The sequence below is a fragment of the Tenacibaculum profundicola genome (assembly GCF_057220795.1).
This window is the reverse complement of sequence record NZ_CM170137.1, coordinates 2,900,720-2,912,767: the sequence shown is the minus strand read 5'-3', so window position 1 is coordinate 2,912,767 and position 12,048 is coordinate 2,900,720. Positions and strand designations below refer to the sequence as shown.

Here is a 12,048-nt window from a genome sequence, read left to right as displayed (position 1 = left end):
GCCTATCGGCACGCCATATGCTTAGTTATTGTAACCAGTTTTTATTCTTTTTTAAATATCATAACATTTCCTTCGTCTGGGTCTCCAAATCCGAATAGTATATCGTGAGGAGGCATTTTATTCATCAATATAGCATTTTGAGATTCTTCGGGCAATCCATTTAAATTTATTCCCCAAATACTTTTTAATTCTCCCATTCCTTCCGAAGTTGAACCAACAGTGGTTTTATTCCATTTTCCAGAATTCGTAATTAGTCCATTATAAGTGGGATTCCAATTTTCGAAAACAGGAAAGTTTACAACTAAATAAGTTCCGTTTTTTTTGATTTCAATTTTGGGAATTACAATATCATTAGTTTCCGAGTTTCTAAATTCTGTTATTTTATAATCTATTGTTTGGTTTTCAAAAATATAGATTCCAATAAATTCGGATTCATTTGGTTCTGCGGTAACGTATTTATGAGCATAAGGGTCATATTGACAACTTACGATAAGTATCAATATTATTAAACATCCAAAAATTTTGTCCCACTTCTGCATTTTCTTAAATTGGTTAGTAGAGTAGAGCCTGATAGCTATCTCTATATTTTTGTATTACTTGTTTTACCAAATATACAAAAGCAGTACCAACTTATCTTTTTCCCCCTTACTGTCAACGGATCAGTCAACAGGATATATAGCGTTAGCCTATCGGCACGCCATATGCTTAGTTATTGTACCACGTTATTTATATTCATATTTATTCCTCCAAATATCTTCTCCTTTCAAAAAGTCAAGAAGAATTTCAGTCATTTGTTCAACCGTTTCTAATGGTTTTACCAATAAAATATGGTCACTGTCTGTCACAAATCCAGAAGCTAATCCGTCATCGCCTAAACTTCCACTTACGTGCAAAGCTTTGTATTCATTTCCATTTTCATCTTCCAATTGGACAATGTGAAATTCATTCCAATTTGTTGATTTCATTGTGCTTTTTATTATTTCCGCTGTTGCTTTTTCAGATATAGTTTTTGTGGTTTCTCCGTAATCGTATGTGACAACTAGTTTTAATTTCCGATTAGTGGTTTGTTTAGTCATTTTAATATCATCTTTCGTTTGAAATTTTCCATCTGAACCCGATGAAACGATTAAGAATCCATTTCCGCTTTCAGTAACAGAATATTGATAAGGTCGATTCCACGAATCAGTTTTCCAGTCCTGTCTCATAGGATTATTTCCTATCAATTCTTTTAAGTCTGCAGGGTATGTTCCAAACTTTTCATTCCATTTTTCTATTCTTTCAGTCATTTCAGCAATTTCATTTTTAGTTCTTTCAGGGAAAATTGATGTTCTTTGGTAGCTGAAAAACAGAAATGCACTTAAACTTCCGACAACTAAAACCACAATTACCATTATTGAACTTGGTTGCAAAAAATACCTTTGAAAAGGTCTTTTCTTTCCATCAGCTTTTTCCTTTTTCGTAATTTTTCTATGATGTTTAAAATCCTCACGAATAAGTCCAAATTCAGCTAAAGTTGATAATATTAATTCAATCATCTAATGAGTTTTGGTAATGTGCTAGTAGAGTAGAGCCTGATAGCTATCTCTATATTTTTTTTTTGCATTACTTGTTTTACCAAATATACAAAAACAGCACAAGCTTATCTTTTTCCTCTTTACTATCAGCGGATTAACCAACAACCATATAGCGTTAGCCTATCGGCACGCCATATGCTTAGTTATTGTGGTGTCGTTATTTTTCTTTCAATTTAATTTTAGTTCTTTGTGAAATCACATCTCCATTCTCATCAAATTCATTTTCGTGATTTACGTCAACCGTTAAATTACTTTTGTCTAAAATTTTTAAAGTCAATTTTGCCTTTTCTCGAAGAATGTCCCAGTCTTCCTTATGATTCTCCATCTCAAACCAAAAGCCTTCTTCTTTTTCAGAACTCCATTTATCTGTCAAAAAGTCAATGTCATCCAATCGCTTCTTGGATTCTTTGTTAATCAATTTTCGCTCAACAAATCTTACTTTATTTAAAGTATAGTAAGAATAAAAGTCCTCAAGCATTTCATCAGCTGTTGCACCGATTCCATAAAATTCTTTTTGACCCTCGTATGGCATTGACATAGCTATCAGAGTTTTGATTAACTCTTGGAATTGCCACATTAAATTGTCAGATTCAAACAATTCGCTACGAATAAGTTCTTTACTTGCGTTTCGTTCTCCTTTCCAAAATTGATTCTTCATATACTTTCGCAAATGTTTTGCCCATTCTGGAGATGTTGTCAAATGTCCTTTTTTCTTATGAGCCATTTTATTTCTCTAATGCACCAGTAGAGTAGAGCCTGATAGCTATCTCTATATTTTTGCATTACTTGTTTTACCAAATATACAAAAACAGCGCAAACTTATCTTTTTACTCCTTGTTATCAACGGATCAGTCAACAGGGCATATAGCGTTAGCCTATCGGCACGCCATATGCTTAGTTATTATGGGCTGGCTTTTTTTAGTTTTTCTATTAGTTCATTATATTCTTTATCTTCTGAATTCCCTTCTTCATCAACGTTTAACTGATTCATTAGTCCCCATTCTATATGACTAATAATTAATTTTTTCTGCTCATTATCTATGATTTTGTTAAGTCGTTCTATTACCAATTCAGCATTACAAATGAAGCAGCCACCAATTGAGAATGACGGCATTTCATTAGCCGAACCTTTGTCAGACCACATTGTCGCAATGAATTTGTCAATTATTTCATCATCATTGGTCGAACAGAAATACTCTGGAATTACTTGTAGTATCGGGTCGTATTTAGTGTCATTGTAATACTCCAATTCTCTTACGGTTGTTCTGTAGGCAAGACTGTCTTTTGCTCTCCAAGCTGCTCTAAAATTGTCAGCCAAGGTTCTCTGTCTGTCGAGTACTTTAATTATGATTTCCTTAAGGGATTTATTGTCAAGATTGTTGACTTGCTGAATTCTACTTTTATGAATAAAGCCTTCAATTTGCCTTCCCTTCCAAGCAGTCACTTTTACCCAATCTGAACTCTTGACAAGTGTGAAGTAGAAGAAGTCTTCATTGAACAAGGTGTCAATTACTTCATTGTCTGTTCCTGGTCCGCTGCGAACATTTGTAAAACCGTCAGAATCATTAATAATTGCTGGTCCATTCTGTGCCATTAAACTCAAAGAGCAGAATGTCAATATGGTCAGTATGTAATATTTCAAAGTCATCATTTTTGCTTGCCCAGTAGAGTAGAGCCTGATAGCTATCTCTATATATTTATTTATTTATTTTTGCATTACTTGTTTTACCAAATATACAAAAACAAAATAGCTATCAGTGCCCCCTTCATCAAACCGTACATGAAGTTTTCCCTCATACGGCTTACCGAATAGAGTTCTTCATTCCGCTTTCGAGAGTGTCTTTAAGCGAGCATACTTTTCTATGTCTAGAAGATTATACAATCTAACTAATGTCTCATAGGGATGCTGGCGAAGCTTCCGATGTGCTTTTCGACCTTTTCTTTTCATCCATTTAAACAGTTGGTAATCCAATTGTTTCTTTATAACCTTGATCGTTTCCCAAATATGGGTCGTTTTACTTATTGAGTAATAATTTAACCAACCTAGAATTACCTTATTTAGTTTCCATACAATCCAAGGTATAGTCCAATGCCGTCGTTTATATAATGTATCCCGAAGCTTTCGGAATAGTTTACTCCGTGACTTATTACTAGGACGAATATTGGTATACTTCTTTTTGTTCCAACTAAATTTCGAGCGTATACTCCTAATTTCAAATCCTAGAAAGTAAAGACTGCTCTTGCTCGTATGTAATAACTTGGTTTTATTCGGGTTTAATCTTAGTCCCATATTCGATACTATTTTACCTAGATAACTTAGTATATCTTTACTGAAATACCATTTCCCCATTAGAAGAAAATCATCTGCAAAACGTACTATACGAATTTGTGAGTGGGCAAATTTACCTTTTGGATTTGTTACTATTTTGTCTAATTCATGCAAGTAGATGTTTGATAGTAGTGGAGAGATTACCCCTCCTTGTGGGCTTCCTTGTTTACTCTTTAATAACTCCTTTGTTTCTAATTGAATAGGAGCTCTTACCCATTGGTGAATTAATCCAAGTATCGAAGTATCTGAAATCTTTCGCTTTAAGCAAATAAACAGGCGGTCATGAGGGATACTATCAAAGTACTTCGATAAATCGGCATCCAGTACAAATTGATACCCTTCGTAGATATTTGTCTTTACCTGCTTTATTGCGTCTTTGGCACTTCGCTTGGGCCTGAACCCATAAGACGTAGCTATAAATTCAGTTTCCCATAGCGGTTCTATGGCCATTTTTTACTGCCATTTGAACTATCCTATCTTTTATGGTAGGTATTCCTAATGACCGAAAAGATCCTTTCTCTTCTTTTGGTATCAAAACTCGTTTAATTAAATTGCTTCGGTACCGTTTCTCCCTTAATTCATTTTGTAAGTTTGTTAAGTAAGTCTGTAGACCTGATTGCTCGATACTAGCAATACTAACACCATCTACTCCCATTCCTTTTGTGTAGTTTTGTTTAACTCGATAGAATGCAGTGATTAGAAAATAGTCTAAACATATTTTATCATACAAACTATGTGCTACAAAACTGCTATCTCTCTTGGCTGTAATGTATAGCTTCCTTTGAAAAACACGAACTTTCTCATCGCATAACGATGGACTTACTAATAGATTTTCATCAATATAGGTCGTTCTGTTTTTCATATAAGCTTCTCTAAAGTAGAGCCCCTTTCCTAAATAGGGTTATGTTGTCCCTATAATTATCGGTACTATGAGCTCCTCCGACTTCTCTTATAACCATTGCTGGATTTCGTAATACTTATACCAGCATGTTTTGCCTTGCCAATGCTTATTATAAGAGACCTCCCACGTTCCGTATAAATCCATCTATAATCACGCCATCCCTATGACTCCGGCAACTCTTCCATAGTCTCGCGACTGTTTATCCTATGGAAGTGACAGGGTTCGAAGACCGTCAAAACTCTCCCCAAATTGCGAGTACACCTATCGAAGCTACTATGGGTTCACGTTACACATTACGGCTTGATTATTTGTCCTCTAGAGCTTCAGCAAAACCCTCACGAGTCTAACTGTCTAGATTCCTTCAGAGTGAACAGCCAATTACTCTGGTGGGATTTACACCCACTGGATTTACACAACTTCGTGGCACACTAACGTCTAGTATAACCGCAGTTACGGGTTAAATATACGAAATGTCTCTGTCAAGCACTGACCTTGGCAATTACAGAGTGGATTCGGACGTAGTCGAATCCGCCGTAATTGCGGTTATACATTGTTGTGCTTAGTTTTTTTATTTTGTTTCGTACCAATCCTTATAATCTAAATGTTTGTCAAATTCCTCATCATTCATTTTGAACAAGATCTTTGAATATTCTCTTGATTTTGAAATTCCTTTTTCATTCAGAAAATCGGTAATCATAAAATAAACCGAAGGATGTTCAATATCATCCATTTTCAAACTCGAATACCTTTTTCTTGATTTAGGATATTGTTTCCAAAACCTCTTGTAATCACTATAAATTTGGTCTGTTATTTTTGAAATAATTTCATTGAGCAAGTCAGTCGGGATTTGTTTGTCAGCAAGTCCAACATAATACTCTTGAATTTTTGAGTAAAATTCCTTTCTAGGTTCAATCTTATTTTCGGTTTTCCAAAATAGCATTTAAGTCAGTTGTAGTTCGATATTCTCGTGTTCTTTTATGATTTGAATTATTCGGTCATAATATTTTAAATCAGATTTACTTTTTTCACTACGATGCCATTTAAGTATATATTTCTCGTCAACATCATGAACTCCAAAACCACCAGATAAAACATCATCAAATGCGTTAAGATTCCGTCCAATTTTCCAATTCAGTCCGAAAGTCATTTTCGATTCAATCTCTCGATAAAACCCCTTCATATTTGAAAATTTATTCCCGTTTATTTCTATTATTCGCATTTTGATAAATTAAGCAGTAGAGTAGAGCCTAATAGCTATCTCTATATATTTATTTATTTATTTTTGCATTACTTGTTTTACCAAATATACAAAAACAAAATAGCTATCAGTGCCCCCTTCATCAAACCGTACATGAAGTTTTCCCTCATACGGCTTACCGAATAGAGTTCTTCATTCCGCTTTCGAGAGTGTCTTTAAGCGAGCATACTTTTCTATGTCTAGAAGATTATACAATCTAACTAATGTCTCATAGGGACGCTGGCGAAGCTTCCGATGTGCTTTTCGACCTTTTCTTTTCATCCATTTAAACAGTTGGTAATCCAATTGTTTCTTTATAACCTTGATCGTTTCCCAAATATGGGTCGTTTTACTTATTGAGTAATAATTCAACCAACCTAGAATTACCTTATTTAGTTTCCATACAATCCAAGGTATAGTCCAATGCCGTCGTTTATATAATGTATCCCGAAGCTTTCGGAATAGTTTACTCCGTGACTTATTACTAGGACGAATATTGGTATACTTCTTTTTGTTCCAACTAAATTTCGAGCGTATACTCCTAATTTCAAATCCTAGAAAGTAAAGACTGCTCTTGCTCGTATGTAATAACTTGGTTTTATTCGGGTTTAATCTTAGTCCCATATTCGATACTATTTTACCTAGATAACTTAGTATATCTTTACTGAAATACCATTTCCCCATTAGAAGAAAATCATCTGCAAAACGTACTATACGAATTTGTGAGTGGGCAAATTTACCTTTTGGATTTGTTACTATTTTGTCTAATTCATGCAAGTAGATGTTTGATAGTAATGGAGAGATTGTTTTGACCCCTATAAAACAAGAGTAATCTTTTAAATTTCGATTATTAATTAAGCTACTGTTTTTTGCATTAAAATTAAGCGTTTGTCTTGGTTCCATTTTTCCATAGGAGTTATTCTTCCTAATAACCCATGGTGCCTTGTGTTGTTATAGAAAATCACGTACCTTTTTAGTATTTGTTCTATTTCTCCGAAAGTTCTATACTCAAATCGTTGAAAGACTTCTTTTTTCAGTATTCCATGATACGCTTCTACATGTGCATTTTCTTCTGGTGTAGCTACATGAGTAAACTCCTGGCTCACACCTATTAATTCTAAGTACTCACGAACACTTTTAGCTATAAATTGACTTCCATTATCACTTCTAATAACAATATTTTCAGGATATTGGTGTTGCTCAAGCATAAGGGAAAGGAGTGTTATTACTTGTTGTTGTTTTATAGAAAAAGAAAAATAGTCTTTTAAGATTCTACGAGTATGTACATCAATTATCGAGAGTAAATAAGCATTTTTACCTACACTAGGAATCCATACCATCTTTATATCCATTTCTAAACACTCCATTGGACGTGAGGTCATTACTTTTCTATATTTCACAAACTTCCGACCAGAACCACTTCTGTTTATTCTGTGTTCTAATTTTAACATATTAGCTTGTTTCATTATTCGATACAGCTTTTTATGATTTATTATATAGCCTTCTTTCTTTAAATAAGAACACATTAATCGATATCCACAGTCTATAAATTCATGACTTAAAATATTTTTAATTGAAGTTATAACGTCTGCTTGGTCTACCAGCCCTTTAGTGTTATGATAAGTAAGTTTAGAAGGTTTATTTCCTTTCTTACCACCACTAGATGCTCTATAATAACTACTCTCTACCATACCAACCATTTTAATGATTTTAGTTTTACTACACTTATGCTTTTTATAAGTAAGATCTACTAAATCTTTCTTGGATCTGACGTCCCAAACTTTTTTTTTAAAAGTTCTCGTTGCACTTCTAGTTCAATCTCTCTATCGCTAAGTAATTTACGGAGTACTCGATTCTCTTCTTCTGCAGCTCTTAATTCTTTACTCTTAGTCTCATAAGTAACTTTTAAACCTGCTTCTCCTTGGTGGTCAAACTTCTTTCTCCAACTATAAAAAGTACCTGTACTAACTCCATACTTTCGACAAGCTTCTACTATACCTATCTCTTCTGAACTAGATAGTATTTCCAACTTCTGAGCTAAACTCCATTTCTTGTATTTCATATCTCAAATATATTAGTTTGAAATTTAAAAGAACACTCCGAACTTATTGGGGGCTAAATTAGAGATTACCCCTCCTTGTGGGCTTCCTTGTTTACTCTTTAATAACTCCTTTGTTTCTAATTGAATAGGAGCTCTTACCCATTGGTGAATTAATCCAAGTATCGAAGTATCTGAAATCTTTCGCTTTAAGCAAATAAACAGGCGGTCATGAGGGATACTATCAAAGTACTTCGATAAATCGGCATCCAGTACAAATTGATACCCTTCGTAGATATTTGTCTTTACCTGCTTTATTGCGTCTTTGGCACTTCGCTTGGGCCTGAACCCATAAGACGTAGCTATAAATTCAGTTTCCCATAGCGGTTCTATGGCCATTTTTTACTGCCATTTGAACTATCCTATCTTTTATGGTAGGTATTCCTAATGACCGAAAAGATCCTTTCTCTTCTTTTGGTATCAAAACTCGTTTAATTAAATTGCTTCGGTACCGTTTCTCCCTTAATTCATTTTGTAAGTTTGTTAAGTAAGTCTGTAGACCTGATTGCTCGATACTAGCAATACTAACACCATCTACTCCCATTCCTTTTGTGTAGTTTTGTTTAACTCGATAGAATGCAGTGATTAGAAAATAGTCTAAACATATTTTATCATACAAACTATGTGCTACAAAACTGCTATCTCTCTTGGCTGTAATGTATAGCTTCCTTTGAAAAACACGAACTTTCTCATCGCATAACGATGGACTTACTAATAGATTTTCATCAATATAGGTCGTTCTGTTTTTCATATAAGCTTCTCTAAAGTAGAGCCCCTTTCCTAAATAGGGTTATGTTGTCCCTATAATTATCGGTACTATGAGCTCCTCCGACTTCTCTTATAACCATTGCTGGATTTCGTAATACTTATACCAGCATGTTTTGCCTTGCCAATGCTTATTATAAGAGACCTCCCACGTTCCGTATAAATCCATCTATAATCACGCCATCCCTATGACTCCGGCAACTCTTCCATAGTCTCGCGACTGTTTATCCTATGGAAGTGACAGGGTTCGAAGACCGTCAAAACTCTCCCCAAATTGCGAGTACACCTATCGAAGCTACTATGGGTTCACGTTACACATTACGGCTTGATTATTTGTCCTCTAGAGCTTCAGCAAAACCCTCACGAGTCTAACTGTCTAGATTCCTTCAGAGTGAACAGCCAATTACTCTGGTGGGATTTACACCCACTGGATTTACACAACTTCGTGGCACACCAACGTGTTTGTATATGGTTTGTTGCGTGGATTATTAGCACGTAATTTAGCAAATATAAACCGAATAGAAAATCCTCGCGGATTTTCGTAAGTAGGCTAGAACTAGCAATAAATTATATACGGTGTTGTACGCTGGCTTTTTTCGTTCGTTTTATTGTTTTTATTAGACTTGGAATAATCGAAATGATAGCACTTGTTCCTATAATCAGTCCATAATTTATTCCGTTCCAATGTAAACTTCTCATTCCATCATCACAAGCTGTGCACTCTATAACTTTTATGTTCGCATCGATTGCGGAAATTCCGATTAAAGAAATTCCAAAAGTCAATAAGCATATAATTCCGTTTTTGAAAATTCCTGTTAGTCTTTGATTCAGGTTTTCAAGAGTCAAAACCAATAATGAAATACCTATGCTCAAAGAGTAAAAATTACTCCCAAAAAGATAAAAATTCTTTCCTGTAAATCTAATTCGGTTTGAAGTAGACCTAAGGAAAATATTCTGAATTTGCTCTCTAAAAAAAGAATAAGAAAATAGAGATATTCCAATTCCGATAATAAATGCTAAAATCCCAAAGATTATCTTTTTTTTCATTCAGTTATTAATTCCGATTTGTTGTTTTCTTTTCTAATTAAATATAAAACTTTGCCGAAATACATTAAAAATGGTATTCCGCTTCCGAGTGTTATCGCAAAAAGAAGACTGTCATAGTCCCAAGCTCCATAGCAAACATAAAGAAACGAAATCAGCATTAAGGTCAGTCCGATGTATGTCCAGTTCTTTTTGCTCATAATTTTCTTTGAAAACAAAAGTGAGATTGAAATCAGTTTTCCAATTAAGGAAACTATAGCTGTTAAAATTAAACTGCTCTCAAAAGGATATTCTTTTTGAAAGTCAAATCCATTTTTGATTAGACTCGGAATACTTATAAATTCGAACATTATCATTATGCCGTAACCGTGTCCAGCAGGAACTCCAATCAAAATTATTGAGTTAAGAATAAGGGTTATTATTATTGCTCTTTTTATCAATTATAGTTCGGTTTTCAGCTTGCGTAGTAGAGTAGAGCCTGATAGCTATCTCTATATATTTATTTATTTATTTTTGCATTACTTGTTTTACCAAATATACAAAAACAAAATAGCTATCAGTGCCCCCTTCATCAAACCGTACATGAAGTTTTCCCTCATACGGCTTACCGAATAGAGTTCTTCATTCCGCTTTCGAGAGTGTCTTTAAGCGAGCATACTTTTCTATGTCCAGAAGATTATACAATCTTACTAATGTCTCATAGGGACGCTGGCGAAGCTTCCGATGTGCTTTTCGACCTTTTCTTTTCATCCATTTAAACAGTTGGTAATCCAATTGTTTCTTTATAACCTTGATCGTTTCCCAAATATGGGTCGTTTTACTTATTGAGTAATAATTTAACCAACCTAGAATTACCTTATTTAGTTTCCATACAATCCAGGGTATAGTCCAATGCCGTCGTTTATATAATGTATCCCGAAGCTTTCGGAATAGTTTACTCCGTGACTTATTACTAGGACGAATATTGGTATACTTCTTTTTGTTCCAACTAAATTTCGAGCGTATACTCCTAATTTCAAATCCTAGAAAGTAGAGACTGCTCTTGCTCGTATGTAATAACTTGGTTTTATTCGCGTTTAATCTTAGTCCCATATTCGATACTATTTTACCTAGATAACTTAGTATATCTTTACTGAAATACCATTTCCCCATTAGAAGAAAATCATCTGCAAAACGTACTATACGAATTTGTGAGTGGGCAAATTTACCTTTTGGATTTGTTACTATTTTGTCTAATTCATGCAAGTAGATGTTTGATAGTAATGGAGAGATTACCCCTCCTTGTGGGCTTCCTTGTTTACTCTTTAATAACTCCTTTGTTTCTAATTGAATAGGAGCTCTTACCCATTGGTGAATTAATCCAAGTATCGAAGTATCTGAAATCTTTCGCTTTAAGCAAATAAACAGGCGGTCATGAGGGATACTATCAAAGTACTTCGATAAATCTGCATCCAGTACAAATTGATACCCTTCGTAGATATTTGTCTTTACCTGCTTTATTGCGTCTTTGGCACTTCGCTTGGGTCTGAACCCATAAGACGTAGCTATAAATTCAGTTTCCCATAGCGGTTCTATGGCCATTTTTACTGCCATTTGAACTATCCTATCTTTTATGGTAGGTATTCCTAATGACCGAAAAGATCCTTTCTCTTCTTTTGGTATCAAAACTCGTTTAATTAAATTGCTTCGGTACCGTTTCTCCCTTAATTCATTTTGTAAGTTTGTTAAGTAAGTCTGTAGACCTGATTGCTCGATACTAGCAATACTAACACCATCTACTCCCATTCCTTTTGTGTAGTTTTGTTTAACTCGATAGAATGCAGTGATTAGAAAATAGTCTAAACATATTTTATCATACAAACTATGTGCTACAAAACTGCTATCTCTCTTGGCTGTAATGTATAGCTTCCTTTGAAAAACACGAACTTTCTCATCGCATAACGATGGACTTACTAATAGATTTTCATCAATATAGGTCGTTCTGTTTTTCATATAAGCTTCTCTAAAGTAGAGCCCCTTTCCTAAATAGGGTTATGTTGTCCCTATAATTATCGGTACTATGAGCTCCTCCGACTTCTCTTATAACCATTGCTGGATTTC

Annotated in this window: 16 protein-coding genes; all 16 read right to left on the bottom strand. The window is 34.4% G+C overall.

Going from position 1 to position 12,048, the window contains the following annotated elements; translation table 11 throughout:
- Positions 1 to 41 precede the first annotated feature (41 nt).
- Positions 42 to 539: a hypothetical protein gene (locus tag AC2TDS_RS12525; protein WP_484735919.1), complete on the bottom strand. Its 498-nt coding sequence runs from the start codon at positions 537 to 539 to the stop codon at positions 42 to 44.
- Between the two features lie 183 nt (positions 540 to 722).
- Positions 723 to 1,535 (bottom strand): type II secretion system protein GspG, encoded by an 813-nt coding sequence (locus AC2TDS_RS12520; protein WP_484735918.1) that lies wholly within the window; start codon positions 1,533 to 1,535, stop codon positions 723 to 725.
- 196 nt (positions 1,536 to 1,731) lie between these two features.
- Complete coding sequence (locus tag AC2TDS_RS12515) at positions 1,732 to 2,298, bottom strand: hypothetical protein (protein WP_484735917.1); 567 nt, start codon at positions 2,296 to 2,298, stop codon at positions 1,732 to 1,734.
- A 177-nt stretch (positions 2,299 to 2,475) separates the two neighbouring features.
- Positions 2,476 to 3,216, bottom strand: a complete 741-nt coding sequence (locus AC2TDS_RS12510; RefSeq protein WP_484735916.1) for an SH3 domain-containing protein — start codon at positions 3,214 to 3,216, stop codon at positions 2,476 to 2,478.
- A 177-nt stretch (positions 3,217 to 3,393) separates the two neighbouring features.
- Positions 3,394 to 4,353: a reverse transcriptase domain-containing protein gene (locus tag AC2TDS_RS12505; protein WP_484735915.1), complete on the bottom strand. Its 960-nt coding sequence runs from the start codon at positions 4,351 to 4,353 to the stop codon at positions 3,394 to 3,396.
- On the bottom strand, positions 4,325 to 4,765 hold the full coding sequence (locus AC2TDS_RS12500) for a hypothetical protein (protein WP_484735909.1): 441 nt from the start codon (positions 4,763 to 4,765) through the stop codon (positions 4,325 to 4,327). Before AC2TDS_RS12500 ends, AC2TDS_RS12505 begins: the two co-directional genes overlap by 29 nt.
- A 607-nt stretch (positions 4,766 to 5,372) precedes the next feature.
- Complete coding sequence (locus tag AC2TDS_RS12495) at positions 5,373 to 5,744, bottom strand: hypothetical protein (RefSeq protein ID WP_484735914.1); 372 nt, start codon at positions 5,742 to 5,744, stop codon at positions 5,373 to 5,375.
- On the bottom strand, positions 5,745 to 6,023 hold the full coding sequence (locus AC2TDS_RS12490) for a barstar family protein (protein ID WP_484735913.1): 279 nt from the start codon (positions 6,021 to 6,023) through the stop codon (positions 5,745 to 5,747).
- Positions 6,024 to 6,194: 171 nt separating this feature from the next.
- Positions 6,195 to 6,944 carry a reverse transcriptase domain-containing protein gene (locus tag AC2TDS_RS12485; RefSeq protein ID WP_484735912.1) on the bottom strand — a complete coding sequence of 250 codons (750 nt, stop codon included), beginning with the start codon at positions 6,942 to 6,944 and terminating at the stop codon, positions 6,195 to 6,197.
- Positions 6,896 to 7,750: an IS3 family transposase gene (locus AC2TDS_RS12480; RefSeq protein WP_484738915.1), complete on the bottom strand. Its 855-nt coding sequence runs from the start codon at positions 7,748 to 7,750 to the stop codon at positions 6,896 to 6,898. The genes AC2TDS_RS12485 and AC2TDS_RS12480 overlap by 49 nt, the downstream gene beginning before the upstream one ends.
- A gap of 41 nt (positions 7,751 to 7,791) precedes the next feature.
- Positions 7,792 to 8,103 (bottom strand): transposase, encoded by a 312-nt coding sequence (locus AC2TDS_RS12475; RefSeq protein WP_484735911.1) that lies wholly within the window; start codon positions 8,101 to 8,103, stop codon positions 7,792 to 7,794.
- Between the two features lie 24 nt (positions 8,104 to 8,127).
- Positions 8,128 to 8,478 (bottom strand): reverse transcriptase domain-containing protein, encoded by a 351-nt coding sequence (locus AC2TDS_RS12470; protein WP_484735910.1) that lies wholly within the window; start codon positions 8,476 to 8,478, stop codon positions 8,128 to 8,130.
- Complete coding sequence (locus tag AC2TDS_RS12465; protein ID WP_484735909.1) at positions 8,450 to 8,890, bottom strand: hypothetical protein; 441 nt, start codon at positions 8,888 to 8,890, stop codon at positions 8,450 to 8,452. Before AC2TDS_RS12465 ends, AC2TDS_RS12470 begins: the two co-directional genes overlap by 29 nt.
- Positions 8,891 to 9,471: 581 nt before the next feature.
- Positions 9,472 to 9,951 carry a hypothetical protein gene (locus AC2TDS_RS12460; RefSeq protein WP_484735908.1) on the bottom strand — a complete coding sequence of 160 codons (480 nt, stop codon included), beginning with the start codon at positions 9,949 to 9,951 and terminating at the stop codon, positions 9,472 to 9,474.
- The gene (locus AC2TDS_RS12455) at positions 9,948 to 10,388 is read right to left on the bottom strand and encodes a hypothetical protein (protein ID WP_484735907.1); all 441 of its coding nucleotides are present in this window, start codon (positions 10,386 to 10,388) and stop codon (positions 9,948 to 9,950) included. Before AC2TDS_RS12455 ends, AC2TDS_RS12460 begins: the two co-directional genes overlap by 4 nt.
- A gap of 181 nt (positions 10,389 to 10,569) precedes the next feature.
- On the bottom strand, positions 10,570 to 11,940 hold the full coding sequence (gene ltrA, locus AC2TDS_RS12450; RefSeq protein ID WP_484735906.1) for a group II intron reverse transcriptase/maturase: 1,371 nt from the start codon (positions 11,938 to 11,940) through the stop codon (positions 10,570 to 10,572).
- Between the last annotated feature and the right edge of the window lie 108 nt (positions 11,941 to 12,048).

Coding starts and splice junctions, on each gene's coding strand:
- AC2TDS_RS12525 (WP_484735919.1), bottom strand. CDS start 539: ATGCAGAAGTGGGACAAAATTTTTGGATGTTTAATAATATTGATACTT.
- AC2TDS_RS12520 (WP_484735918.1), bottom strand. CDS start 1,535: ATGATTGAATTAATATTATCAACTTTAGCTGAATTTGGACTTATTCGT.
- AC2TDS_RS12515 (WP_484735917.1), bottom strand. CDS start 2,298: ATGGCTCATAAGAAAAAAGGACATTTGACAACATCTCCAGAATGGGCA.
- AC2TDS_RS12505 (WP_484735915.1), bottom strand. CDS start 4,353: ATGGCCATAGAACCGCTATGGGAAACTGAATTTATAGCTACGTCTTAT.
- AC2TDS_RS12500 (WP_484735909.1), bottom strand. CDS start 4,765: ATGAAAAACAGAACGACCTATATTGATGAAAATCTATTAGTAAGTCCA.
- AC2TDS_RS12495 (WP_484735914.1), bottom strand. CDS start 5,744: ATGCTATTTTGGAAAACCGAAAATAAGATTGAACCTAGAAAGGAATTT.
- AC2TDS_RS12490 (WP_484735913.1), bottom strand. CDS start 6,023: ATGCGAATAATAGAAATAAACGGGAATAAATTTTCAAATATGAAGGGG.
- AC2TDS_RS12485 (WP_484735912.1), bottom strand. CDS start 6,944: ATGGAACCAAGACAAACGCTTAATTTTAATGCAAAAAACAGTAGCTTA.
- AC2TDS_RS12475 (WP_484735911.1), bottom strand. CDS start 8,103: ATGAAATACAAGAAATGGAGTTTAGCTCAGAAGTTGGAAATACTATCT.
- AC2TDS_RS12470 (WP_484735910.1), bottom strand. CDS start 8,478: ATGGCCATAGAACCGCTATGGGAAACTGAATTTATAGCTACGTCTTAT.
- AC2TDS_RS12465 (WP_484735909.1), bottom strand. CDS start 8,890: ATGAAAAACAGAACGACCTATATTGATGAAAATCTATTAGTAAGTCCA.
- AC2TDS_RS12460 (WP_484735908.1), bottom strand. CDS start 9,951: ATGAAAAAAAAGATAATCTTTGGGATTTTAGCATTTATTATCGGAATT.
- ltrA (WP_484735906.1), bottom strand. CDS start 11,940: ATGAAAAACAGAACGACCTATATTGATGAAAATCTATTAGTAAGTCCA.